We start from the raw sequence: 23,835 nt of genomic DNA on the forward strand, positions 1-23,835 counted from the left end.
CTCCAGGGGGCTGACCTAGATCTCGCGGATCATCATGCGGAAGGCGGCCTTGAAGGTCGCCCCGACCGCCGCGGCGGCGGCGCGATTGACGACGATCTCGACCTTGGGATCCGCCGACACGCTGATGGCGCAGCCGCCAGAGGTGGCGCACGCGGTGTCCGAGCCGATAGTGATCAGGTTCTTGCTCTTGGCGGCCGCCCCGACGGCGCCATAGGCGACACCGGTCGTCACGAAGAGCGCGGTAACGCCTGAAGCCGAGCCGACGGAGCCGGCTTCGATCGCCTTACCCGTAACGGTCAGGCCGCCGGCGCTATAGCCACCGCCGATGGCGGCCATCACGGCGTTCTTTTCCGCCACCGAGCCTGGCTTTGAGGGGTCAAACACGACGCCCATAACCGCTGTTCCGCTTGGGGCCTTTTCCAGAAAGGTCAGGGCGCGGACCGCGATTTGCAGATCCTTCTGCGTGTCCGCGTGGGCGACAAACGGCGCCGCCAGCACCGCCAGCGCGGCGATAGCCGCAGGGGGCGCATTCCGTATTCTGGTCATATATCCCTCCAAGCCCCTTGTTGCGGCGGGGTTGTGGGGATGTTCGCGAATTTTAGAATGTTTAGTATCAGTCAAATTGTCGCAGCGTTAATGGCCCTTTTGTAAAACAAAGATCAAATATACGACCTGGCCATACAATGAAAAAATCCGGTAATACCATAGACTAAGAAAGCCATACCATTATCACAGATCGCATTAAGACGAAATTTTGTCACTCTATATTTGAAGTATAGAGACAAGTTTTGTGATACAACGATTGCATGGCTTGTGTATGTATCGGCAGTACCGGACGGTGCTATTGAACGAAACCTGAGCTGCGCGGAGCGATCCAAGACCAGGACATCACTTGTCTTTCCGCCCGGCGACGCCGCTGCACCTTGCATTGACGTGGCGCACCGCCATATTGCAACCCATCATGTTGCGGTTTTCGAAGGTTTAGAACCATGACCAAACTGTCCGCCCAGGCGCTCGCCCAGCTGTTCACCGACGCCCGTACCCGCAATGGCTGGAAGACCGACCCACTTCCCGAAAGCCTGCTGCGCGAACTTTATGACCTGGTGAAGTTTGGCCCGACGGCGGCCAACTCGACCCCGGCGCGCTTTGTCTTCGTGACCAGCGATGACGCCAAGGCCAGGCTGGCGGCCCTGTCTTCCGGCTCGAACGGTCCCAAGATCCTGCAGGCCCCGGCCACCGTCATCATCGGCTACGACCTGGACTTCCCCGAAACCCTCGACAAGCTGTTCCCCCACGCCCCCGGCGCCAAAAACTGGTTCGGCGATCCCGTGGCCAAGGAACAGGGCGCGTTCCGCAACAGCTCGCTGCAGGGCGGCTATTTCATCCTGGCGGCGCGGGCCCTGGGCCTGGACGTCGGGGCGATGTCGGGCTTCGACAATGCCGGCGTCGATGCCGCCTTCTTCGAGGGCACGAACATCAAGTCCAACTTCATCGCGTCGATCGGTTACGGCACCGACGAGGGGCTTTTCCCGCGCAGCCCGCGCCTGGACTTCGAAGAAGCCGCCAGCATCGTCTGAGGCTTCAGCCCCAGAGCTCGACATCTGACATCCCGTGATCGTCATCCCGGGACTTGTTCCCGGGACCCATCTGTCCGCCGCAGGTGCGGAACAGAACGGTATTGATCCGTAGAGCTGAACGATGAGCCCCGGGAACAAGTCCCGGGGTGACGAGCTATTTTCAGGTCAGGCATAGTTGAGGTAAGGAGCCAAAACGGCCCACCTGAGGCTTCAGCCCGCCAGCCCCGACCCGGTTTCGACCGGGTCGGACAGGGTGGCGACCATCGCACACACCAGCCCTGCCGGCCGATAGTCCATGCTGGCTGCGCCCTTCAGTTCGCCCCGCAGGCTGCGCTCAATCAGGCGGGAGCCGAAACCGCGTCGGGTAGGCGGCGAAACCGGCGGCCCGCCCTGCTCGGTCCAGGTCAGGCTCAAGATCCGGCCCGCTGTGTCATAGGTCCAGACCAGGGCCACATGCCCCTCTTGAGTCGAAAGCGCGCCGTATTTCAGCGCATTGGTCGCCAGTTCGTGGAAGATCAGCGCCATGGTCAGGGCCCCGCCGGGCGCCAGCCAGACCGGCGGACCGTCAATGGTCATCCGGCCCGCCGCCACGGTGAAGGGTGCCAGGGCCCGCTCGGCGACGTCGCGCAGCCCTGCCCCGTGCCAGCTTTCCCGGGTCAGCACGTCATGGACCTGCGAAAGCCCGAGCAGCCTTGCCTCGAACTTCTCGTAGGCGACGGCGGGATCGGGTTCGGTCTTCAGGGTCTGGGCCGCCATCGACTGTACGGTGGCCAGGGTGTTCTTCACCCGGTGGTTCAGTTCGTTGATCAGCAGCCGCAGCTGGCCCTGATAGTGCCGTTGATCGGCCTCCACCTGCTTGCGAGCGGTGATGTCAGAGATGATCATCACCAGATAGGGCGGCTCGCCGCCCAGTTCCACCCGCGAGGCGGTCAGGTGGATCCAGACCACGCCCTCGCACCCGGCGACGATGCGACGCTCCACTGAATAGGTCTCGACAGCCCCTGACAGCAGGGCCCGGGCCTGAACCATGGCCGCCGCAACGTCATCAGGCTGGACCAGATCGCGAAACCGCCCGGCCAGCAGCCTCTCGCGGCTGGCTCGAACAATGGCGCAGAAGCGGTCGTTCATCTCCAGGAAGCGCCCTTCCAGCGAGACCCTGGCCACGCCCATGGCCGCCTGGTTGAACACGGCTCGATAGCGCGCCTCAGCGGCCTCCAGGCTCGTCCGCGCCGCAACGGCATCAGTCACCACCTCGGTATAGAGCACCAGCCCGGCCACGGCTCCGTCGTCGGCGCGCCACGGCGCCATCGACCAGCGGATCCAGTGAACCTTGCCGTTGCGGTCGACAAAGCGATCACCCTCGCCGCTGCGCAGTTCGACACCCTCCGCCAGCACGCGGGCGTGCAGGTCGCGCCAGTGCTGGGGAACCTCGGGGAACACCTCATAGTGCAGCCGCCCGATCAGCGGGGTGTCGGCCGAAAGGTCCTGGTCGGTCAGATACTGGTTCGACGCGGCCAGATAGCGCATCTGGAGGTCAAATATGGCGATGCCCAACGGCGCATGCCGCAGCGCCGTGGCGATGCTGGGCGACGCCGACCGGAAGGCAGCCCCGTCAGTCATGCTCCCTCGTCGGGACGGCGTGCGCCCATGGCTTGATCATCCATCTTCCGATGCCGGACAAACGCCAGCCCCAGACCTCATGCTGACGGTACGCCCAGGAAGCAAACGAGTCATGACCTGGCAGTCTGGCCGGGGATCACGTCCGCGTTTCGGCTGCGCCGAAGCCTCAGCTTCGTCCGGTTACGTCGGCAATGGCCCGTGCGATCTGGTGCACATTGTAGGGCTTGCGGACGATGGGCGCATCAAAGCCCATCGGCGCGGCCTTGTCGGCATAGCCGGTAGCAAACACGAACGGACGACCCTCGCGGCGCAGCATCTCGGCCACAGGAGCCACCGACTGGCCGTTGAGATCGGCGTCCAGTACCGCGACATCGAACGTCAGTCCCAGCATCGAGAGCGCCTCGCCCAGCTCTGCGGCGCAGCCCACTACCTCGACCCCGGCGTCCTCCAGACCCGCTTCCAGTTCCAGCGCCAGCAAAAGAGAGTCTTCGACGATCAGCACCTTCAGGCCGGCGATGGCGCCGGGGCGGATGGTCTCGTCGGCGGCGATCAGGGTCTCTACGATGCGCTGGGGCGTCGCGGCGGGCTCGGGCTCGGGCGGCGGACCAATGGCCAGGGCCTCGGGCGCGGCCTGGATCAGGGCGCTGAGGCCCCCGCGACGATAGTCCATACGGGCCTTGCCGCCCAGTTCGCGGCCCACCACGTCCTCGATCAGGGTCGCGCCAAAGCCCCGGCGGGTCGGCGGAGAGGCCGGCGGGCCGCCGGTTTCCAGCCATTCCAGCGAAAAGCCGCCATCGGCGCTACGCCGCCAGACCACCTCAACCTTGCCGCTTTCGACCGACAGCGAGCCATACTTGACCGCATTGACCGCCAGTTCGTGCAAGGTTAGCGACAGGGCCGACGCCGCGCGCGGGGTCAGGAACAGCTCAGGGCCATCCCAGCGGGTCTGGGTTGGAGCCAGACCGCCCAGTTCGGCAGCCGCGATCCGCGCCAGGGTGGCGCCGCGCCAGCGGGCGGCGCTGAGCAGGTCATGCGCCGAGCTCATCGATTTGAGCCGCGCCGCGAAGGTCTTGAGGAAAACGTCCAGCGACGAGGATTTGCGGGCTGACTGGGCGGCCACCGACTGAACCACCGCCAGCAGGTTCTTGATCCGGTGATCCAGTTCGGCCAGCAGGCTTTCGCGCTGCTCGTCCTGCTGCTTTCGCCCGGTGATGTCCTGCACCACGCCGATCATCCACGACGGGGCTCTGGCCTCGTCCAGGACCATCACCCCGGCGGCGCGGTTCCACTGGTTGGCCCCCTCGGCTGTGGTCGCACGCCGATATTCCACCTCGTAACGGCCACGCGCCTTGAGCTGGGCCAGGACCGAGGCATGGACCGCATCACGCTCCTCGGGGTGGACAAAGGCATAGAGCGCCATGCCCTTCTCGGCAGGGATCTCGCCCTCGGGCACCCCGGCGATCTTCGCCATGCGCGGGCTGATGCGAAATGTGTCGCCCGCCACGTCCCATTCGAACTCGCCCAGGCTGGCCGCGCCGATCGCGAGGGCCAGGCGTTCGCTTTCGAGATTTCGCGGCGCGCTCTTGCGGCGCTCGCGACCCGACCGTTGCAGCAGGATCGTCATGGCCATGGCGGCCAGATCAGCCAGGGCCTCCTGATCGACGGGATCGACCAGCGCCCGGGGCGCGGGATCCTGCACCAGGAGCAGACCCACCACGTAGCCGGCCGGATCAACCAGCGGAGCACAGGCCAGGAAACGGGCTCCGGGCGGAGCGAGCCCCTTCAGGCAATTGTCATGGGTCACGTCGCCGCACGCCAGCGACTGTCCCGAGGTGATCAGCAGATCAGCAACACTGCCGGCGCGAGGCATTGAGGCCGGCCCCGGTTCGGTTCCGGCCCTTCGACGCAGGGTGTCGCTGTCGATCAGCAGAAGATCCGCGCGCGCAGCGCCGAACAACCGCGCGGCCATGCGCAACAGCCGCAGGGTGGGCGGATCGTCGATCGGCCCGTCAAACGCCTTCAGCGCGTTGCCTGCGCGCAGTCGGTCGGTCTCCTTGTCAGCGTCTCGCGCGGAACGGGAATCCTGCATGTGACGGACCATAGACTCGCTTCCCGCCAGACGCGAGTGCAGATCACGATTCCGCTGTGGTGAAGCTGCAAGGCCCGCGCTATCATGGAACCGGATCTGGAGCCCTTGCGTTGACGGGGCTCAAGCCCAATTGCCCAACCCTGTTGGCTGCGCTGCGAACCGGAGATAACCATGCCCGCAAATGTTCTGAAGACCGCCGCCAAGGACGCCGAGATGGTCAAGGCCGCAGCGGAAACCGTCGTCGATCATGCCGAACACAGCTTCGTCGAAGCTGCGGCTGCCGCAAAGGCCTCGCTCGCCGACGCCGCCAAGCGGGTCGAAAAGTCGGTCGCCGAGGGCCTTGAAACCCTGCGCGCCCAGAGCCGCACCTATACCGACACCGCCGGCCAGCAACTGGACGACGCCCAGCGCTACGTTTCGGAACGGGTTCGCGAACGCCCGCTGACCGCCACCCTCGCCGGTCTCGGCGTCGGGGTGCTGCTGGGCCTGCTGATCGCCGGCAGCCGTAAAAGCGACCGGTGATCTTCGAACGAACCCTGATGACGCTCGCGGCGGCGGCGGCCATAGCGGCCGCGGCCGCCGTTGGCGTATTCGCCGCCGCCTTCGCGCTCTATGCCGTTCTTGAAGCCCATATCGGAGCCGCAGGCGCTGCGGCTGTGGTGGCGGGCGTCGCCGCGCTGATCGTGGCCATCGCCGGCCTTCTGGCCGCTCGCAAGGCCGAGAGCCGCCAGGCGCCCAGCGCCAGCGCTGCTCCGGATTCGTTCGGGCTGGCCGAAAAGCTGGTCGGCGTCGTGCGCGATCGTCCCTTGCTGTCCCTGGGTGCCGCCCTGGCGGCCGGTGTCTTCGCGCTGAAAAATCCGACCTTCACGGCGGCCATGGCCAAAGCCTTCATGGAATCCCGGCAACCGCCGCGCTAAAGCCCAACCGTTCGCGCGTTCCCTCCTCCTCCCTGGGAGCGCCAGTCCAGGAGTCACCATGCCGTACGTTCTCACCGACCTGCCCTACGCGTATGACGCGCTGGAGCCGACCGTGTCGGCCAACACCCTGCACTTCCACCATGACAAGCACCACGCCGCCTATGTCACGGCCCTCAATGGCCTGCTGAACGGCGACGACCAGGGCTCGCTGGAGGCCGTGATCAAGAGCGCCGCGCCCGGCAAGGTGTTCAACAACGCCGCCCAGGCCTGGAACCACGCCTTTTTCTGGGATTGCATGAGCCCGGAAAAGACCGCGCCCGGCACCGATCTGGCCGCCGCGATTACCGAAGCGTTCGGCGATATGGCCGCCCTGAAGGCCGCCTTTGTCACCGAAGGCGTCGGCCACTTTGCCTCGGGCTGGGTGTGGCTGGTCGTCGAAGGTGGCAAGTTGAAGGTGATCTCGACCCACGACGCGGCCACCACCGTCACCCAGGACGGTGTCACGCCGCTGCTGGTCTGCGACGTCTGGGAGCACGCCTATTATCTGGACCACCAGAACAACCGCAAAGGCTTCCTGGAAGCCTGGTTCGACGCCCTGCCCAACTGGACCCTGGCCGACGCTCAGTTCGCCGCCGCCAAGGGCACCGGCGAGGGCTGGTCCTACCCCGCCCCCACCTGATCACCGCATTCCCGGAACGCCTTTATCCAAAGGACGTTGACCTTGGACGGAGCCTGAGCTCCGCCCAAGGCAACCGGGAGACTTCCATGCTCAGATGGGCTCTGATTTTTCTTGTCGTGGCGCTCGCCACCGGCATGCTGGGTTTCACCGGCATTGCTGGGGCCGCCATCGGGATCGCCAAGATCCTGTTCTATGTGTTCGTGGTCCTGTTCCTGGTCTCGATGGTCATACACCTGTTGCGGGCTCGACCGACCTGACGGCGCGACCCCGGTCGCGCCGTTTTCGTTTCGGCTTCAGCCTGCTGAGCGACGCTCGAACGCCCAGCTGCGCCAAACCTGAAACGCGGTGCGCTCCAGCGCCATGGCGGTCACCCGGATGTCAGCGCCGTCGATCTCGATGACATTGAAGCTGGGCGGCACGCCGCGCTCGCGGACCGAAAGCGTGCCCGATCCGACCGCCACTGTCCGGCCGTCGCCGAACGGATAGGGGGCCACGAACGGCGTGTGGATATGGCCCGACAACACCAGATCGGCCCCCGCTTCGACCAGGGTCTCGGCCGCCAGGGTTCCGCCGCGCACCCGGGCGGTCATGGGTCCGCCTGTGATCTCGACCAGAGGGTGGTGGCAAACGACGATGCGGACGTCTCCGGGCGCGGCCGTGCCCAGCCGCCGCTTCAGCCGCCGCGACTGCCCGCTCGATACGGCACCCTTGGACCAGTTCCAGCGGATCTGGGCCCCGCGCGCGGTGTTGAGCGTGAAGGCCGCCGCGCCCGGACCGCGCCAGTCGACACCGTCGGCCGGGCCGAAGCGGGCCTCGTAGCGCCGCCACGGATGCAGCAGCCGCTCGAACAGTTCCAGCGGTCCCATATAGGGGGTGTCATGATTGCCCGGTGCCACCAACTGGGGGCGCGGGGCGCGGTCCAGCCAGGCCCTGGCGGCGTCGAACTCGGGTACAGCGCCATCCCTGGTCAGGTCGCCGGCAGCGATCACCAGGTCGGGCTTCTCCCGGTGGAAGCACTCCAGCGCCGCTTCGGTGGCGAGGGCGTTCTCTCCCCCGAAATGGATGTCCGAGACCTGGATGATCTTCACGCGCCGAGTCTTTCTGGCAGGGCCAGCGCGCGGAACGCCTTGGGCCGGAAGCGGATCTGCACCTCGGGCTCCAGCCGCATGGGCTCGCCGTCGAGGATGGCGGGAATCCGTCCGCCGGCCCAGACCCGGCCCACCCGGCAACGGCCCATGCTGACCGAAGGATCGTCGCGCCATGATCCCGTCAGCGCGCTGACGCCCAGGCGGAACACGTCAATGGCGTTGGCCGGGTCCAGGGCCGCAGCTTCCAGGGCGCGCTCGTCCTCATGCAGGGCGCCGGACACCAGCGGGCACATCAGGGTCAGGGCCTCGGTCTTCTGTCTGGGCCGGCCGTCCAGCGAGAACCGGAGACGACGGGAAAAGGCCTGACGGAAGGCACGTCGGGCCCGCAGGATGGTCAGCTCAAGCTTGCCGGCCCGGGCGGCTTCCCGCGCATCGGCCCACAGGGCGGGGCTTCCGAGAATGGCCGCGACGAAGAACAGCCTGCCCGAGATCTCGCCGCCGGAGACCATTCTGGGCTGACCCTCATCGAGACAGGCGGCCATGGCTTCGGGCCAGCTGCGCTCGCCATAGAGGGCACGGGGCAGCATGTTCATGGTCCCGCCCGGCAGGGGGGCGATGGGCGGGCCATCGGGCCCAGACATCTCGGCGGCCGCCCTGGCGGTGCCATCACCGGCGATCACGAACACCGCGTCGGGGGCCGAGTCGATGAGCGATCGCAGCGTCTTTTCCAGCTGACCGTCACCCGGCGTGTGAACGCTTCCCGAAACGCCATGCTCGGCCAGAAGGCGCTGGGCGATAGCCGGAGCATCGGGTCCGACCGAGCCCGAAGCAATGTTGGCGATGATCTCGACGCGCCGCACTGGCGTTTCCTTCCGTATGGTCCCGACCAGCCAAACGGCGAAGCTTGGCAGGAGTTCCGCCCGGAACCTTGCTGAGATCCTACCCGTTAGTCGAGCGGGACATCGCGATGGGAAGACCACAATGAACAAGATGATGATCGCCCTGCTGGGCGCGGGGCTTTTGGCCTCGGCCTGCACGACAACGGGCAATGTCGAGCGCAACGCCGCAGGCGGCGCGGCCCTGGGCGCCCTGGCCGGCGCGGTGATCGGCAACAATGTCGGCGGCGGCGATGCGGGCGCAGGCGCTGCGGTCGGCGCGGCCATCGGTGCCACCGCCGGCGCCGTCAAGGGCTGTCGGGAAGACGGCGGCTGCGGCGCGACAAACCTCAACCGCCGCCAGTATTATGACGAACGCGCCGGGCGGTACTACTATTACGACGCCCCGAGCGGCCGCTACTTCTGGGAAGACGGCCGCCCGCGCTAAAGCGGTTTCAGGCACCTGAACCACGGGGCGGCGGGCCAGTGTCAGCCGCCCCTTTTCCAACTCCGCGATGCCATGAGGCCACGCCATGCGACGTTCGACTTGGATAGCCGTGGGACTGGTTGCGCTAGGCCTGGCCGGCTGTGCCTCGATCGCCGACCGTGGCCCGCGTGGCATTGTGGCCGCGCCACGCGCCTGTTCAGACTTCAAGGTGTCGATCTATTTCAACCTCCATGAAGACAGGCTGACCCGCGAGGCCCAGGCGGTGCTCAGGAGCGCGGGGGCGATGTCGGAGGGCTGCGCGGTGCTCAAGGCGCGGGTCGTTGGCCTGTCCGACGCCGTGGGAGCCGCCGACGCCAATCTGGACTTGTCCAAGCGACGCGCCGCCGTCGTCACCCGGGCCCTGGGCAAGGTGGGCTTTGAACAGGTCGAGTTCGATGTCGCTGCGGTGGGCGAGGCGGGCTCGGTCAATGCCGAGGGCGAGACTGCGCCGATGCGCCGGCGCGCCGACATCTTCCTGCACCTGGCGGCACCCCGCGCCAGGCCCTGAAGCCGGCTCGCCCGCACGGAACGCGCAGCAAGGCCAAAACACGGCCTGAGCGACTGAAAGAAAGGGGGGTGCGGAGACGGCAGGCTGGTTTGCACCAGCCTCAAGTCGGGGGGGCGTCGCCGCCTCCGCACTCAGTAAACGCGAACCCTGAAACCCGGTTCCAGACCTGAAGAGATTTCTTGGCGAGCGTCCTCAGGCTTCCGGATCGGGGAACACGCCCCCGCCGCAGACGTTGATCTGTGGACGGTCAGGCCGGCCGTCTTCAACCGCGGGGACGCCGACATGGTCAAGACAGAACAGATCAAACCGGGTCAGGCCCTGACTTCAGGCCGCAGCGCTTTCCGGGCCCGGAACCGGCTTCTGGCCCTGATGGCGATAGCCGCTGTCGCGGCGTCAGCCGGTGTCGTCCAGTCGTTCCAGACGCGGCCGCCATCCACAATCGTCCTGACGTCGGGACCCGCAACCCCCTGAAGGAGAGCACCATGCCCGCCGACATTCCTCATCCCCCGAAACGCCTGAACGCCACCCGCGCCCGCCAGGGGCGTTGGGGCCAGCATATTTTCTGGATCCTGGTTGTCTCGACCGTTCTGGCCGCCGTCGCCCTGTTCGGTGCCTGGGGTTTTCGCGCCAACGACCTGGCGGCCGTCGAACACAACAATGGCGTCAAGACCCCTGCCGAAGCGGGCCGCTACGACACCCGGCAAACCCCCGTCCGCCAGACCGCGCCGCCGGCCAGCTGAAACGCCGGACCTTGCGCCCAAGAAAAGGGCCGCCCTTGCCAGGGCGGCCCTGCTCATTTTCATCCGACTGTTTGTCTCAGGCCGCCTGGCGCGTGCGCCGGGGATGGAAGAACAGCGCCTGACCGATCGCCGCCTTGACCGTTTCCGGCTGGAAAGGCTTGGTGATCAGGAAGGTCGGCTCCGGACGCTCGCCGGTCAGCAGGCGCTCGGGGAAGGCGGTGATGAAGATCACCGGCACATCGAGACGCGCCAGGATGTCCTTCACCGCATCGATACCCGACGAGCCGTCGGCCAGCTGGATATCGGCCAGCACCAGGCCAGGCGTACGACGGGCCACGGCCTCAAGGGCCTCGCCGCGCGTGGCGGCGATGTCGGTAACCTCATGACCCAGTTCGCGAACCAGCGCTTCGATATCGGCCGCGATCACCGGTTCGTCCTCGATGATGAGCACGGTGGTGGCCAGTTCGGCGTCGATCTCGGTCTGGGCCTCGGAGATCAGGCGTTCGATATCGCCGAACTCACAATCGAGGATCTGGGCCGCCTCGGTCGGGGTGAACCCTTCCAGGGCGGTCAGCAGGAACGCCTGGCGAGAACGGGGGGCGATCCGCATCAACCTCTGGGAAGCGTCATCGGCAGCGGTGTTGCTGTCATCTCGGCGCGCCTCCAGCTGGGCGCCCGAGGACAGCCAGATGGCGTGAAACACGCGATACAGCGCCACGCGCGGCGAAAGACTGGCGTCCAGCGATCGTTCGCCGGCGGCCAGGGCCTCCAGCGCCACGCGGACATAGTGGTCTCCGGTGTTCTGATCCCCGGTTAGGGCGCGGGCGTAGCGGCGAATATAGGGCAGATGCGGCGCCAGCCGGGCAAGAAGACTCATGACCCCTCCCGATGCGGTGTCTTCGTGAAAAGTACGCGATCCAACAGTCAAGCTAGGCTGTTCAACCAACGTCATAAACGCTGTTTCACGAAGGCGGTTCCGTCGTTGGCAGAATTTTGCCATCCTAAGCTCAAGCTTCGGGAACCGGATACGGAAAACGGCGTTGTCGTCTGGCAGACAAAACATCGGCCAAAGGGGGCGGGCGTCGCGATTCATCGGCGTCGAGGACATGATCGAACACGTACCCATGGAAGATCACCGCAAGGGCGCCGCAGCGCTCGACGAAGCCCGGCTGCGTCAGCAAGCCATCGGCGTGAAACTTCGCCAGATGTTCGACGAGGTCGTCAACGAAGCGGTCCCCGACGAGTTCCTGGACATCCTGCGCAAGGCCGACCGGCCTGCGGGAGACAAATGAGCATGACGGAGACCCAGGTCGGCCGTTCACCGTTCGACCCGCCCCGCGACGATGCTTTCAAGAAAGAGCTCGTCACGCTGATCCCGCACCTGCGCGCCTTTGCCCGAACCCTGACCGGCGACGCCACGGCGGCCGACGATCTGGCGCAGGACGCGATGATGAAGGCCTGGGACGCCCGCGCCAGCTTCCAGCTGGGCACCAATATGAAGGCCTGGACCTTCATGATCCTGCGCAATCAGTTCTATTCCGAAAAACGCCGGTCCTGGCGCCAGAGCCAGCTGGACCAGGAGGCCGCCGAGCGGACCCTGGTCGCGGTCGACAATCCCGAAGCGCCGGTGGCGCTGGACGAGCTTCGCCTGAGCCTGGGCATGTTGCCGGCCGAACAGCGCGAGGCCCTGATCCTGGTCGGCGCGGGCGGCTTTGCCTATGAAGAAGCCGCCGAGATCTGCGGCTGCGCCGTCGGCACCGTCAAGAGCCGGGTCAGCCGCGCCCGTCGCGCCCTGCAGGCCATCCTTGAGGCCGGCTCCTACGACCGGGACGGAGGCTCGGCAGGTGACGCCATGGGATCGATCCTGGCCGACGCGGAGCGCCTGAGCTCGCTGCGGTGAGACCTTTTGCGGGCCAGGGCCCGACCGTCGCCAACTCGATCCGCGTGCGTCTGGCCGCTGCGCTGAGCGTGGCGCTGCTGCCGGTGTTGATCCTGGGTGTGCTGCAATCGGTCTTCGCCTTCCGGGCCGAGGCGGACTCGCGTCGCCAGAGCCTGGAGCTGGCGGCCGGCCGCAGCGCCGCCATCGCCCGGGCGCGGATCGAGTCGGCCGGCGTCCTGCTTCAGACCCTGGGTCCCGGCTCGGTGGGCCTGGAATGCGCCCAGCGCCTGGGCGACGTACGCGAGCGGCTGCCCGGCTATGCCAATCTGATCCGCTTCGACGCGCGGGGTCGGGTTTCCTGCGCCGCTGCCACCACGCCGGCCGACCCTGGCCGGGCCGGCCGGACCTGGTTCCGCGAGCTGGCGGCCGGCCAGAAGCTTGTCGTGGCCAGTACGCCGGGCGTGGTCTATGCCAACGAGCCGGCCATCCTGGCCGCCGTGCGGGCCGAGGGCCCCAACCGGCGTTTCGCGGGTGCCATGGTCGCGGTCCTGACCCTGCGCAGCCTGCGGCTGGAGACCGCCAACCGTTTCATGCCCGAAGGGGCTGAGATCGCGCTCGCCGACTCGTACGGAAAGGTCTTCGCGGCCACCGAGCCCGGGGCCTTCGCCACCCCACCCGCCGGCTGGCGTGAACGAGCCAATGTCCGGGGGGCGGTGCTGTGGTCCGGTGAAGACAGCCTGAAGCGAAAGCGCGCCTATTCAGCGGCACCCCTCGTTGATGACAGGGTGTTCCTGATCCTCTCGGCCCCGGCCCCTGGCCTGATGTCCTGGGCGTGGATCAATCCGATCTCGCGCCTGGTGCTGCCGCTTCTGGCTTTTGGCCTGGCCCTGGGCGCGGTGTTGTATGCGGCCGAGCGGGCCGTGATCCGCTGGATCGTCTATCTGCAGCGGGTCGCGGCGATCTACGCCAAGGGTCGTTTCACCGTGCGGCCCCTGCAGGCCGAGCGCGCGCCCCCGGAAATCCGCGAACTGGCCGCCACCCTCGACGACATGGCCGGCGCCATCGTGGCGCGCGACGCTTCGCTGATGGAATCCCTGGCGGAAAAGGACGCGCTGATGCGCGAGATCCACCACCGCGTGAAGAACAACCTGCAGATCATCACCTCGCTGATCAACATGCAGCAGCGCGCCCTGACCGATCCAGCAGCCAAGGCGGCGATGAATGACACCCGCCAGCGCATCACCGCACTGGCCCAGATCTATCGCGCCCTCTACCAGGGTCCCGACCTGAAACGGGTGGACCTGCGCCCCTTTCTGGAAGAGCTGACCGCCCTGCTGCTGGTCGGCGACATGTCGGGAAACAGCGCTGTGCGAACCGAGGTCCATGCCGACCCCCTGGTTATCGATCCTGACCGCCTTGCCCCCATCGCCCTGTTCGCCGTCGAGGCGATCACCAACGCCCAGAAGCACGCCTTTGGGGCCCGGGGAGGGGTATTGTCGGTCAATTTCTCGGTGCGCGGCGAGGAAGCCGAACTATCGATCGGCGATGATGGCCCCGGCGCCTCCACCGGCCCCGGCGACGGGGTGGGTCGCACCCTGATGAATGCCTTCGCCCGCCAGTTGCGCGGAAAGCTGTTTTTCGAAACCCCGCCCGCCGGCCACGGACTTCTGGTGCGACTTGTGTTTCCAACCCCCCAGGCACCCGGAACCTAGCTTCGCCGGGGGCGTTCTCCTCCCGCACGCTTTCATGCCCATTCGGGCCACGTTCCGGAGAACCTCACATGCGCAAGCTCATCGTCCTGGCCGTCCTGGCCGCCACACTGTCCGTCGCCGCCTGCAATACCGTGGAAGGTGCCGGCAAGGACGTCTCGTCGGCCGGCAAGGCCGTCACCGACACAGCCAAGGACGCCAAGAACTAGGCCCTTTCTTCATGAAGAGAACAGCCCGCTGGCGTCTCGTCAGCGGGCTTTTTCTTGCACGCCCACGACGCTCCGTTGCGAGACTATAGGTATTTTGCGGCTGGAAATGGCATCCCTGCAATACTGTGTCCAACCCGGAAAGGTTTGCTCGATCGCGTAATACAATCTGAGATAAGCCTGACAATCAGCGTCCGGATAATCCGACCTCCCGCCTGCCGGAGGTCGCCGCATGTCATCACCATTCCCCCCCACGGTCTTCGTCCATAGCGGTTGGCGCTGTTCCAGCACCTATGTCTGGACCTGCTTTCGCAAGCTGGCCGGCGTGCGGGCCTATTACGAGCCCTGGCACGAACAACTCGCGCGACTGGATCCGGCGATGATCGCCAGCCAGACCCCCGCCGGAAATGGCCTGCGCCATCCGGGCGGCGCAGAGCCCTATCTCAGCGAGTTTGCCCCCCTGCTCGACCCTGCCGGCGGGGTCAGGGGCTACAAGACCCGCTTTGCCCTGGATGACTATCTGCTCGACGCCGCCGACGACGACCCCGCCCAGCAGGCCTATGTGGCCGACCTGATCGACACGGCCCGCCAGGCGGGCGAGGCCCCGGTGCTGGCCTGCTGTCGTACCCTGGGCCGGATCGACTGGCTAAGGCGCCGGTTCGATGGCTTTCACATCGTGCTGATCCGCAACCCGGTGCAGCAGTGGCTGTCGTTTCACACCCTCCGCAAGCGCCCGCGCCCTACCTATTTCGAGCTTTGCCAGTATGTGATCCTGTCCGAGTTGCCGAGTAGTCGGGGCGTGGCCGAGGCCTTGCTGGGTCATCGGCTGAACGGCGGCGGGAGCCTGGCGCAACGGATCGCCGCCGCGCGCCGCCAGCTGAAGCGCGCGCCCATCGCCGTCTCGTTCGCGGCCTTCATGGCGGTCTATCTGGTGTCGTATCTCCGGGCCCTGCCTCAGGCCGACCTGGTGATCGATGTTGATCGGCTGGCGCGCGACGCCGCCTATGCCCGCTGGGTGGAGGCGGCGGTGCAGGCCGGAAGCGGGCTGTCGCCCGACTTCTCCGGGTGCCGGACACCAGCCCCCCACGCGTGCAGGGCGCAAATCCTCTTTCGCCCGGTCGCGCGCAAGGCGGTGGCTGCCCTGGACAACCTCGCGGAGATCATGGGGCCAGGCGGTCGCCTGCTGCACGCCAAGCTCTCGGAGGCCTTCGAAGGTCTGCCGCTGGACGAACCGCCCGGACGGCTGGCAAGGCTGGCCGCCTGGTGCGCGGGCCTGATGCGAAGCCGTGGACCGCTGGTTCCCAGCCGGACCTAGAGCCTCACGTGAAAAGGGCATGCCGGGTTTCCGCAAAACGACGCGAAAACAATAATCTAGAGCGAAAAATACTCTAAACTTTTGATTTAGAGCCCTTTTTGTCCGACCCTGATGAATCCATCAGGTCGGAAAGGGCTCTAGGCGACGGCGCGCCGCAGTTCGGCGCTTGGCGCGAAGACGCCGGGGCGGCCGTCGACGGCGACCAGGGCGTCGGTCACCTCTTCGGGGCGGTCGCCGGGGCTCAGCACCAGCAATCCGTCGTCGAGCAGGCGCGCGGCCAGGTTCTCGAGGATGCGGCCGTGCAGCGACGGGTCCAGACCATCCAGCACGTGCCGCAGAAGGATCACGTCAAAGCGACCCAACGGCGACAGGTCGCTGAGCAGGTTGATCCGCTTCCACCGCACGCTCTGGCGAATGCGCGGCGAGATTTCCCAGGTTTCATCCTGGTTGGCGAAATGCTTGACCAGCAGCCGGATCGGCAGGCCGCGCTGCACCTCGAACTGGGTGTAGAGGCCGCTCTGGGCCTTTTCCAGGCAACGTTCCGACAGGTCGGAGCCGAAGAACTCAAACCGCGTCCCCGCCTCGATGTCGCGCCCCTCGGCGGCGGTCATGGCCAGGGAATAGACCTCCTGACCGGTTGAGCAGGCGGCGCTCCAGATGCGCACGGGCTGATCGCGACGAAGTCGTGAAACGGCGGGCAGCACCTGGTCGCGCAGGTGGGCGAACACCTCGCGGTCGCGGAAGAAGCGGGTCTCGCTTGAGGTCAGGGCTTCAACGACGGCCCAGATCAGCCGCTCCTCGCGCTTGGCGCGCAGAACCACCAGCATGGCCTCGATCGACTCGAAACCTTCGCGCCGGGCCAGAGGGCCCAGACGGCTTTCAACCAGATAGGTTTTCTCGACCTCGACCTTCAGGCCGGCGCGGGCGCGGGCGAGGGCGGCCAGCAGATCCATGTCTTCGGGGGTCAAAGCAGGCCCGCCTCGGCGAACTTCGCCGCGATGATCTCGCCGTCAAACGGCTTCATGATGTATTCGTCGGCGCCGGCGTCGAGCGCCAAGCGGATGCGGTCGATGCTGTTCTCGGCGGTGCAGAACACCACCACAGGCTCGCTACCGCCGGGCTCGGTCCGCAGCTGGCGCAGGAATTCGATCCCGTCCATCACCGGCATGTTCCAGTCCAGCAGTACGGCGTCGGGCATGGCCGCCCGGCACCAGGCGAGCGCCTCCATGCCGTCGCCGGCCTCGGCAATCTCAAAGCCGATGTCTTCGAGGACGCGGCGTGCGACCTTGCGGATCACCCGGCTGTCATCGACTACGAGGCAGGTCTTCACGGCACGCTCCCATCCAGGCCCCTATCGTCGGGCCCCGAGGTTAAGGAGCGATGACGTCGGGCGGCGAGGCGAGCCTTTTTAACCCGGATCGGGTCAGGCCGGAACCCAGACGGCCAGGCTGACCCGGTCTTCGACGATCTCGACACCCACCTGCCCGCCTGCGGCGCGCACCAGGGCGTGAAGATAGGCGGCCTGCACCCAGGGTCCGCCAAGGCCCTCGACCAGGGGTTCGCCCTTAAGCCCGGCCAGCACTTCAGGCCGCAGGCGGGCCCGGGGCCCGACCGAGTCGGCGGTGATGCAGAAACGGCCATCCGCCGTAACACCCTTCAGGGTCGCCACGCCACCGGCCGGCAGGGCGCTGGCGGCCAGCTGGGCGATGTTGAGTATGGCCCGGGCCGAGGGCTTGTTCATCGCCTGAGCGGGGATATCCCAGACCATCTTGGGCCGAACATGATCGAACACGCCCTGGGCCAGCTTTTCCAGCTCGCGGGAGTCGAAGGCTTCGGCCGAGGCCGAGGCGCCGAAGGCCACGCGGCAGAACTGCAGCAGATCGGCCAGCTTACGCGCCGATGAGGCGATCAGCCCCATGGCGTCCTCGCGCATGTCCTGGGCGGCGGGATCCTCCAGCAGGTCGAGGCCCGAAACGATGGCGCTGGCCGGACTGATGAAGTCGTGACAGAGGCGCGCGGCCAGCATGGCGGCGAAGTCAGGCCCGTTGACGTCCACTGCGGGAGCGACGGCGGCGGAGGTGGTGGCGGAAACGTCGGTCTCGGTCATGACTGAACTCTGGCGTGATTTGAGGCTTTGGCAAACTGGACGGTACGCCTATCAGAAGCGGATTATGGATCCGTTTCTCGAGCCTGGCGTCCTGGTGCGCCATCCCGACCAACCCGACTGGGGTCTGGGTCAGGTGCAGTCCGTGATCGGCCATCGCGTCACCGTCACTTTCGAGGACGCTGGCAAGCAGACCATCGACGCCCGGCGCGTAAGACTGGTCTTTGTCGGCGACGATCCGAGGGGATCGTAAAATGGAGTTCCTGATGAGCGTTTCCGACCTGCCCGTATCCGAATGGGGCCGCGCCCTGGCCGCGATCACAGAAGAGGCCGCCGTGGTCATCCTTCCATTCTGGCGCACCGAGCTGGACGTCACCCAGAAGGCCGACGCCAGCCCCGTCACCGAGGCCGACCGGGCCGGAGAGCGCCTGATCCTGCAGCGGCTTTCGGCGATGTTTCCCGACGTCCCGACCGTCTCGGAGGAATATGCCAGCGAGTTTGGCGCGCCCGAGGATATCGGACCGCGCTTCTTCCTGGTCGACCCGGTGGACGGCACCAAGGCCTTCGTGCGCGGCGATCCCAATTTCACGGTCAATATCGGCCTGATCGACAACGGCGTTCCGGTGGCCGGCGCCATCTGCGCCCCCGCGACCGGGGAAGTCTGGTTCACCACGGCCGACGGCGTGCTCAAGCGTACCGGTCCGGACGGCGCAGAGGCCCCGGTGAGCGCGCGCGCCTGGCCCAAGGGCGAGGCCGTCGCCCTGATCAGCCACACGATGAAGGAAGAGCGCGCTACCGAGCTGGCGACCGAATACGGCTTTGACCTGCGCACCCCGATGGACAGCTCCATCAAGATGTGCCGGATCGCCGAAGGCTCGGCCGACATCTATCCGCGCCATGGCCCGACCATGGAATGGGACACCGCCGCCGGTCACGCCATCCTGATCGCCGCCGGTGGACGCTTCACCCAGCCTGATGGCGGTGCCTTCACCTATGGCAAGGCCGACCAGGGGTTCCGCAACGGCTGGTTCGTGGCCCGGGGGGCCTGAGGTCCCCGCTACGGAACGACCTCGCCGGCCGTTTCCGCAGGTGTCGTCAGGATCGTGCCCGCCGACGCCGCGATGATGGCGGCGATGGCCAGCCATTGCAGGGGTGCCAGCCGCTCGCCCAGCACCAGCAGGCCCGCCAGCGCGCCGGCGGCGGGTTCGGCGCTGAGCATGACCCCGAAACTGCGCTTGGGAATGCCCTTCAGGGCGATCATCTCCAGGGAATAGGGGATGGCGCTGGACAGCATCGCCACCACCAGACCCAGGGCCAGCAGCTTGGGCTGGAACAGGGCCGCGCCGGCCGACACCAGGCCAAACGGCACCACGATCACGGCGGCCACGCTCATGCCCAGCGCCACCGAACGGCCGGCGTGCAGGTGTCCGGTCCGCTTGCCCAGAACGATATAGAGCGCCCACAGCAGGGCGGCGACGCAGGCAAAGCCCACCCCGACCGGGTCAAGCCCGTGGGCGCCGCCCCGCAGCGGCAACAACAGGACAAGCCCCAGAGCCGCCAGGCCGATCCAGACGAAATGGATCGGCTTGCGCGCATGGATCAGGCCCAGGCCCAGCGGCCCCATGAACTCGATGGCGATGGCCGGGCCCAGCGGAATGGTCCGCAGAGACATGTAGAAGCACAGGTTCATCAGCCCCATGACCGCGCCGTACAGGGCCACGGCGGTCAGGTCGGCGCGGCCCAGCCGATACCGCCAGGGCCGCCAGACCAGCAGCAGCACCAGGGCTGAAAATCCCACGCGATAGGCGGTCGTGCCCTGGGCCCCGACCAGGGGAAACAGCTGCTTGGCGAAGGAGGTCCCCACGCACAGCGTGACGATGGCCGCCAGCAGAGCGCCATAGGGGGTGAGGGACGCCAGGGAAACAGGAGCGCGCGGAGAAGCCATGGTCTCTCCATGACCTCAGGCGGCGCGCGGCATCAAGGGCGATATAAGGTCAGGCGACCCAGCGACGGGGGTCAAGCGCCACCGGATCATCGATGGCCATCTCGTCCCAGTCCAGATCCGGCGGCGGGCTGGAGGCGGCGGCGACCACCGCCGACAGCTCGGCAGCCGAGGTGACGCCCACCAGGACAGCGCTGGCCTCAGGGCGCGACAGAGCGAAACCCAGGGCGGCTTGAAGCGGATCGGAACGGCCCTCGGCGATCATCCGACGCACGCGCGACAGACGGCCCGAGGCCCCCTTCAACTGGGCCGGCACGCGGTCGGGCGGCAGGAACAGCAGGCCGTTGAGGAAGATCGAGCGCAGCTGCACCTCGACGCCCAGGCCGGCGATGCGGGCCAGGGAGCCGTCGGCCAGCAGGCGCTGGTCCAGCAGGCTGGCAGGGGCCTGGAGAATATCGGGCTTGAAGCGGCGGGCCACGCCCACCGGGTCGTCGCTGGCATGGGCCGAGACGCCGATCTTGGCGAACAGACCCTCGTCGCGCAGCTTGCTCAGGCGATCCCACAGGGCGGCGCCATGCGGGCCGAACAGCTCGGACGGCGATTGCACGATGATCGCGTCGGCACGCTCGACGCCCAGGCGGCGCAGCGAGGCACGAGCTTCGGACTCGACGAAATCAGCGCCCCGGTCGGCGCGCGCCGATGACAGGGTGACGCGGAACGGGACGGGACGCGGAATCAGGTCGCCCACGATGGACTCGGCGCGACCATAGACGCCAGAAACGTCCAGAACCGACAGGCTGGAACGGGCGGCAATGTTCAGGATATCGCGGGCTTCGGCTTCAGGCGAGCGCCCGCGCGGCGACGACGTCATACCGTCGAGACCGAACTGGGCGGCCGAAAGGCCAAGCTTTGAAACCGATAAAGGCATGGGAGTCCGTGCCGGCTAAACATCAACTGTCCGGGGACTCTACGCGCCAAGGTTTGAAGAAGGCGTTTCTGGAACCTTGCCGAGGGGTTAATATCGCCGATGATGGAAAGCTTTCGCACGGCCACCGATTGGCCCCTCTACGGCATGGCCGACGACGTCCGACCAGCCCTGCGCGCGGCCCTGCGCAAGGGCCCGGCGGCCCTGGCGACCATCGTCGCCCTGGGCGGCGGCGGGCCAAGGCCGGTGGGAACCCAGATGGTGTTCGGCGAAGATCTGGTCGCTGGATTTCTGTCGGGTGGCTGCATCGAGTCTGACGTCGAAAGTCACGCCCTGGCCTGTCTTGCCGACGGCCAGCCCCGCCGGCTGGTCTATGGCGAGGGCAGTCCCTGGCCCGATATCCGCCTGCTGTGCGGCGCCCGCATCGAGATCCTGGTCGAGCGCCTGGCACAGGATGATCCGGCGGCGGCGACCCTGCTGGCCCTGACCGATGCGCGCTCGCCGTCCTACTGGGTCACGGACGGCCATCGGCGGCACTGCGGCGCCGAGGGGCCGGCCGGCTGGAGCGGTGCCATGACGCGCGCCTATGACCCCATCCCGCGGCTGATCGTACTGGGCTCCGATCCGGTGGCCCTGGCCATTGCCGGACTGGGCGCCCAGAGCGGGTTTGAGACCACCCTGGTGCGCCCCAAGGGCCCGGAGACGGCCCCGCCCCTGGCCGGTGTCGCCTATCGTCGGGACGCGGCGGATATCGCGCTGGCCGGGATCGGTCTGGACGCCTGGACCGCCGTGGCGATCTGCGGTCACGACCTGGACCTGGACCATGCCGGCCTGCTGGCCGCCCTGCCCTCGCCTGCGCCCTATGTGGGCCTGCTGGGCGCGCGACGACGCCTGGGCGAGCGCGTGGAGCGGCTGAAGGCCGCCGGCCTGACGGATCGCGACCTGGCCAAGCTGCGCGCGCCGATCGGCCTGGACCTGGGCGGCAAGGCGCCGTTCGAGGTGGCGGTGGCGGTGATCGGCGAGATCATGGCCACCCGCCACGGCCAGCCCGCCCTGGCGCGCCGGACGGCGGCCGAAAAGATCGACTAAAGCACCTTGCGGGTCCGCAGCCCGGCGATGGCCTCGTCGGTATAGCCGGCGACGTCGCGCAGCACCTCGTCGGTGTGCTCCCCCAGGGTCGGACCCGTCCAGCGGACCCCGCCGGGGGTTTCCGACAGGCGCGGAAAAGCGTTCTGCATCTTCACCTGGCCAAACACCGGATGGGGCACGCTGACGATCGACTGGCGGGCGATGAACTGCGGATCGGTCAGCATGTCGGGCGCGCGATAGATGCGACCCGTGGCGATGCCGGCCTCTTCCAGGCGGGGCAGCAGGTCCTCGATCAGATGGTCGGCGGTCCAGGCGGCGATACGGGCGTCCAGCTCGCCCTGGTGCGCGCCCCGGGCGGCGTGGTCACAATAGCGCGCGTCATCGGCCAGGTCGGGGCGGCCCATCAACTCGCAAAGCCGCCGGAACAGGGTGTCCTGATTGGCGCCGATCAGGACAAGCTCGCCGCTCTTGGTCGGATAGACGTTCGACGGCGCGATGCCGGGCAGCACCGCCCCCGACCGCTCGCGCACATAGCCGGTCAGGTCGTATTCGGTGATCAGGTTCTCCATCACCGTCAGCACGCTTTCATAGATGGCCGTATCGACCACCTGGCCGCGGCCGGTGTGCTGGCGGGCATGCAGGGCCATCATGACGCCCAGCGCCGCGTTCAGGCCCGACAGGCTGTCGCCGATCGAGATTCCGGCCCGGGCGGGGTTGCGGTCGGGTTCGCCTGTGATGTGGCGCAGGCCGCCCATGGCCTCGCCGACCAGGGCATAGCCGGCCCGGTGCGAATAGGGGCCCGTCTGGCCAAAGCCCGAGACCCGGGCCATCACCAGACCCGGATTGAGCTTTGACAGGGCCTCATAGCCCAGGCCCCAGCCCTCCAGCGTGCCGGGGCGAAAGTTCTCGACGACCACATCGGCCTTGGCGATCAGGGCGCGGGCCAGGTCGCGGCCCTCGTCGGTACGCAGATCGACCGTGACGGATTTCTTGTTGCGACCGATCACCGGCCACCAGGGCGACAGGCCCTGGGGCTTGGAGCGCCCCCACTGGCGCATGGGGTCACCGGCCCTGGGATCTTCCAGCTTGATGACCTCGGCGCCGAAGTCGCCCAACACCTGACCGCAGAAGGGCCCGGCGATCAGCGAGCCCATTTCGATCACGCGCAGTCCGGCCAAGGGCGCTGTCGCCATCTGGTTATTCTCCCTGCTGCACGGAACCGTTCACGGCCCCGTGATGTTCTTCTCGGCACGACGGCGAACCGCGGCGCCGGAGCTTTACCCACCCCTACAAAAAAACATCCAGGGAAAGACAGCCATGACCCGTCAGATCCTCATCATCGGCGCGGCATTCGCCGCGCTGAGCCTCGCCGCTTGCGGCGAAAAGACCGAAACCAAGGGTGCCGCCACGCCCACCGAGCAGGCGATGACTCCCGACGCCAACCCCGCCGCCACCGTTCCGACCCTGGCCGACGAGACCAAGGCCGACGTCTTCGCCATGAAGGCCGCCGATATCGACATGTTCCAGATCGAAGCCGCCAAGCTGGCCGCCACGCGCTCGACCAATGTCCAGGTCAAGGCCTTCGCCAAGACTATGGAAGCGGCCCACACCAAGACCGGTGAAAGCCTGCAGGCCGCCATCACCGCATCAGGCGCCGCGATCAGCCTGCCGATGACCCTGTCCAAGGACATGCAGGACGATCTGGACGCGCTGACCAAGGCCAGCAACGAAGACTTCGACAAGAAGTACGCCGACAGCCAGGTCGACGCGCATCAGGCGATGTTGAACCTGCTGCAGCGCTACGCCCAGGACGGCGATACGCCGGCGATCAAGACCTTCGCCGCCGCCACAGCCCCGACCGTTCAGGAGCACCTGAACATGGCTGAGGGTCTCAAGAAGGGCTTCGTGAACTAGCCACTAGAGCGCGTTCCGAAAAGTGGAAACCGGTTTTCGGAACGAAACGCGCGTGAAAACAGAAGACTAGAGCGGGTGATCTGATTCCATCAGATCGCAACCCGCTCTAGACCTTCGTCCTCGCCACGAGCCCCGCCGCCCCGGTCACACCGGAGCGGTGGGGTTTTGCGTA

General features: G+C 67.1%; 29 protein-coding genes. 17 read left to right on the forward strand and 12 right to left on the reverse strand.

The genetic code is table 11. The features are described from left to right. Positions 1 to 15 precede the first annotated feature (15 nt). The gene (locus ACW179_RS05065; RefSeq protein WP_492063216.1) at positions 16 to 546 is read right to left on the reverse strand and encodes a hypothetical protein; all 531 of its coding nucleotides are present in this window, start codon (positions 544 to 546) and stop codon (positions 16 to 18) included. A 443-nt stretch (positions 547 to 989) separates the two neighbouring features. On the opposite strand from ACW179_RS05065, the gene ACW179_RS05070 reads away from it, so the two are divergent. Beyond that, a complete protein-coding gene (locus tag ACW179_RS05070) occupies positions 990 to 1,577 on the forward strand; it encodes a malonic semialdehyde reductase (RefSeq protein ID WP_492063217.1) in 588 nt (195 codons plus the stop codon). Between the two features lie 210 nt (positions 1,578 to 1,787). On the opposite strand, the gene ACW179_RS05075 is transcribed toward ACW179_RS05070, so the two are convergent. Further along, complete coding sequence (locus ACW179_RS05075) at positions 1,788 to 3,197, reverse strand: sensor histidine kinase (RefSeq protein WP_492063218.1); 1,410 nt, start codon at positions 3,195 to 3,197, stop codon at positions 1,788 to 1,790. A 166-nt stretch (positions 3,198 to 3,363) separates the two neighbouring features. After that, positions 3,364 to 5,286 (reverse strand): HWE histidine kinase domain-containing protein, encoded by a 1,923-nt coding sequence (locus ACW179_RS05080; protein ID WP_492063219.1) that lies wholly within the window; start codon positions 5,284 to 5,286, stop codon positions 3,364 to 3,366. Positions 5,287 to 5,457: 171 nt separating this feature from the next. On the opposite strand from ACW179_RS05080, the gene ACW179_RS05085 reads away from it, so the two are divergent. The 4 genes from ACW179_RS05085 to ACW179_RS05100 all read left to right on the forward strand — a co-directional run bounded on the left by ACW179_RS05085 (position 5,458) and on the right by ACW179_RS05100 (position 7,139). Beyond that, positions 5,458 to 5,808 carry a hypothetical protein gene (locus ACW179_RS05085; protein ID WP_492063220.1) on the forward strand — a complete coding sequence of 117 codons (351 nt, stop codon included), beginning with the start codon at positions 5,458 to 5,460 and terminating at the stop codon, positions 5,806 to 5,808. Beyond that, the gene (locus ACW179_RS05090; protein ID WP_492063221.1) at positions 5,805 to 6,203 is read left to right on the forward strand and encodes a hypothetical protein; all 399 of its coding nucleotides are present in this window, start codon (positions 5,805 to 5,807) and stop codon (positions 6,201 to 6,203) included. Before ACW179_RS05085 ends, ACW179_RS05090 begins: the two co-directional genes overlap by 4 nt. Before the next feature lie 58 nt (positions 6,204 to 6,261). Then, positions 6,262 to 6,882, forward strand: coding sequence for a superoxide dismutase (locus ACW179_RS05095; RefSeq protein ID WP_492063222.1), 621 nt, complete (start codon positions 6,262 to 6,264; stop codon positions 6,880 to 6,882). Positions 6,883 to 6,968: 86 nt separating this feature from the next. Next, on the forward strand, positions 6,969 to 7,139 hold the full coding sequence (locus tag ACW179_RS05100) for a DUF1328 domain-containing protein (protein WP_492063223.1): 171 nt from the start codon (positions 6,969 to 6,971) through the stop codon (positions 7,137 to 7,139). A gap of 36 nt (positions 7,140 to 7,175) precedes the next feature. On the opposite strand, the gene ACW179_RS05105 is transcribed toward ACW179_RS05100, so the two are convergent. Together ACW179_RS05105 and ACW179_RS05110 are read right to left on the reverse strand one after the other, a co-directional pair. Further along, positions 7,176 to 7,970 (reverse strand): metallophosphoesterase family protein, encoded by a 795-nt coding sequence (locus ACW179_RS05105; RefSeq protein ID WP_492063224.1) that lies wholly within the window; start codon positions 7,968 to 7,970, stop codon positions 7,176 to 7,178. Then, positions 7,967 to 8,830: a diacylglycerol/lipid kinase family protein gene (locus ACW179_RS05110; protein WP_492063225.1), complete on the reverse strand. Its 864-nt coding sequence runs from the start codon at positions 8,828 to 8,830 to the stop codon at positions 7,967 to 7,969. Before ACW179_RS05110 ends, ACW179_RS05105 begins: the two co-directional genes overlap by 4 nt. Positions 8,831 to 8,951: 121 nt before the next feature. Here ACW179_RS05110 and ACW179_RS05115 point away from each other — a divergent pair, with 121 nt between their 5' ends. The 3 genes from ACW179_RS05115 (at position 8,952) to ACW179_RS05125 (ending at position 10,580) form a co-directional block, all read left to right on the forward strand. Next, positions 8,952 to 9,293, forward strand: coding sequence for a YMGG-like glycine zipper-containing protein (locus tag ACW179_RS05115; RefSeq protein WP_492063226.1), 342 nt, complete (start codon positions 8,952 to 8,954; stop codon positions 9,291 to 9,293). A gap of 85 nt (positions 9,294 to 9,378) precedes the next feature. Further along, complete coding sequence (locus ACW179_RS05120; RefSeq protein ID WP_492063227.1) at positions 9,379 to 9,840, forward strand: OmpA family protein; 462 nt, start codon at positions 9,379 to 9,381, stop codon at positions 9,838 to 9,840. 482 nt (positions 9,841 to 10,322) lie between these two features. Continuing rightward, entirely contained in the window at positions 10,323 to 10,580 is a 258-nt protein-coding gene (locus ACW179_RS05125; RefSeq protein WP_492063228.1) for a hypothetical protein, read from the forward strand. 76 nt (positions 10,581 to 10,656) lie between these two features. Here ACW179_RS05125 and phyR read toward each other — a convergent pair whose 3' ends face one another. Next, the gene (phyR, locus tag ACW179_RS05130) at positions 10,657 to 11,457 is read right to left on the reverse strand and encodes an anti-anti sigma factor/receiver protein PhyR (protein WP_492063229.1); all 801 of its coding nucleotides are present in this window, start codon (positions 11,455 to 11,457) and stop codon (positions 10,657 to 10,659) included. A 229-nt stretch (positions 11,458 to 11,686) separates the two neighbouring features. On the opposite strand from phyR, the gene nepR reads away from it, so the two are divergent. From nepR to ACW179_RS05155, 5 genes are all read left to right on the forward strand, one after another. After that, positions 11,687 to 11,872, forward strand: a complete 186-nt coding sequence (nepR, locus tag ACW179_RS05135) for an anti-sigma T factor NepR (RefSeq protein ID WP_492063230.1) — start codon at positions 11,687 to 11,689, stop codon at positions 11,870 to 11,872. A 2-nt stretch (positions 11,873 to 11,874) separates the two neighbouring features. After that, complete coding sequence (locus ACW179_RS05140) at positions 11,875 to 12,480, forward strand: sigma-70 family RNA polymerase sigma factor (RefSeq protein WP_492064254.1); 606 nt, start codon at positions 11,875 to 11,877, stop codon at positions 12,478 to 12,480. After that, positions 12,477 to 14,171: a sensor histidine kinase PhyK gene (gene phyK, locus ACW179_RS05145; RefSeq protein WP_492063231.1), complete on the forward strand. Its 1,695-nt coding sequence runs from the start codon at positions 12,477 to 12,479 to the stop codon at positions 14,169 to 14,171. The genes ACW179_RS05140 and phyK overlap by 4 nt, the downstream gene beginning before the upstream one ends. Positions 14,172 to 14,239: 68 nt before the next feature. Continuing rightward, positions 14,240 to 14,377 (forward strand): entericidin A/B family lipoprotein, encoded by a 138-nt coding sequence (locus ACW179_RS05150; protein WP_492063232.1) that lies wholly within the window; start codon positions 14,240 to 14,242, stop codon positions 14,375 to 14,377. A 229-nt stretch (positions 14,378 to 14,606) separates the two neighbouring features. Further along, entirely contained in the window at positions 14,607 to 15,689 is a 1,083-nt protein-coding gene (locus ACW179_RS05155) for a hypothetical protein (RefSeq protein ID WP_492063233.1), read from the forward strand. Between the two features lie 137 nt (positions 15,690 to 15,826). Here ACW179_RS05155 and ACW179_RS05160 read toward each other — a convergent pair whose 3' ends face one another. From ACW179_RS05160 to chpT, 3 genes are all read right to left on the reverse strand, one after another. After that, positions 15,827 to 16,657, reverse strand: a complete 831-nt coding sequence (locus ACW179_RS05160; RefSeq protein ID WP_492063234.1) for a CheR family methyltransferase — start codon at positions 16,655 to 16,657, stop codon at positions 15,827 to 15,829. Next, positions 16,654 to 17,019 (reverse strand): response regulator, encoded by a 366-nt coding sequence (locus ACW179_RS05165; RefSeq protein ID WP_492063235.1) that lies wholly within the window; start codon positions 17,017 to 17,019, stop codon positions 16,654 to 16,656. Before ACW179_RS05165 ends, ACW179_RS05160 begins: the two co-directional genes overlap by 4 nt. Before the next feature lie 93 nt (positions 17,020 to 17,112). Continuing rightward, on the reverse strand, positions 17,113 to 17,796 hold the full coding sequence (chpT, locus tag ACW179_RS05170; RefSeq protein WP_492063236.1) for a histidine phosphotransferase ChpT: 684 nt from the start codon (positions 17,794 to 17,796) through the stop codon (positions 17,113 to 17,115). Positions 17,797 to 17,857: 61 nt separating this feature from the next. Here chpT and ACW179_RS05175 point away from each other — a divergent pair, with 61 nt between their 5' ends. Together ACW179_RS05175 and cysQ are read left to right on the forward strand one after the other, a co-directional pair. Further along, positions 17,858 to 18,046 (forward strand): DUF3553 domain-containing protein, encoded by a 189-nt coding sequence (locus tag ACW179_RS05175; protein WP_492064255.1) that lies wholly within the window; start codon positions 17,858 to 17,860, stop codon positions 18,044 to 18,046. Positions 18,047 to 18,059: 13 nt separating this feature from the next. Continuing rightward, positions 18,060 to 18,842: a 3'(2'),5'-bisphosphate nucleotidase CysQ gene (cysQ, locus tag ACW179_RS05180; RefSeq protein ID WP_492063237.1), complete on the forward strand. Its 783-nt coding sequence runs from the start codon at positions 18,060 to 18,062 to the stop codon at positions 18,840 to 18,842. Between the two features lie 8 nt (positions 18,843 to 18,850). Here cysQ and ACW179_RS05185 read toward each other — a convergent pair whose 3' ends face one another. Further along, a complete protein-coding gene (locus tag ACW179_RS05185) occupies positions 18,851 to 19,738 on the reverse strand; it encodes an EamA family transporter (RefSeq protein ID WP_492063238.1) in 888 nt (295 codons plus the stop codon). A gap of 49 nt (positions 19,739 to 19,787) precedes the next feature. Then, positions 19,788 to 20,663, reverse strand: a complete 876-nt coding sequence (locus tag ACW179_RS05190) for a bifunctional regulator KidO (protein ID WP_492063239.1) — start codon at positions 20,661 to 20,663, stop codon at positions 19,788 to 19,790. Between the two features lie 99 nt (positions 20,664 to 20,762). Here ACW179_RS05190 and ACW179_RS05195 point away from each other — a divergent pair, with 99 nt between their 5' ends. After that, complete coding sequence (locus ACW179_RS05195) at positions 20,763 to 21,749, forward strand: XdhC family protein (protein WP_492063240.1); 987 nt, start codon at positions 20,763 to 20,765, stop codon at positions 21,747 to 21,749. Here ACW179_RS05195 and ACW179_RS05200 read toward each other — a convergent pair. Then, positions 21,746 to 22,942: a CaiB/BaiF CoA transferase family protein gene (locus ACW179_RS05200; protein WP_492063241.1), complete on the reverse strand. Its 1,197-nt coding sequence runs from the start codon at positions 22,940 to 22,942 to the stop codon at positions 21,746 to 21,748. The two genes, ACW179_RS05195 and ACW179_RS05200, sit on opposite strands and share 4 nt — an antisense overlap. 124 nt (positions 22,943 to 23,066) lie before the next feature. Between ACW179_RS05200 and ACW179_RS05205 the strand changes: the two genes are divergently transcribed. Next, positions 23,067 to 23,663: a DUF4142 domain-containing protein gene (locus ACW179_RS05205; RefSeq protein WP_492063242.1), complete on the forward strand. Its 597-nt coding sequence runs from the start codon at positions 23,067 to 23,069 to the stop codon at positions 23,661 to 23,663. Positions 23,664 to 23,835: the final 172 nt, after the last annotated feature.

It is taken from the genome of Caulobacter sp. AVps18 (genome assembly GCF_058681425.1).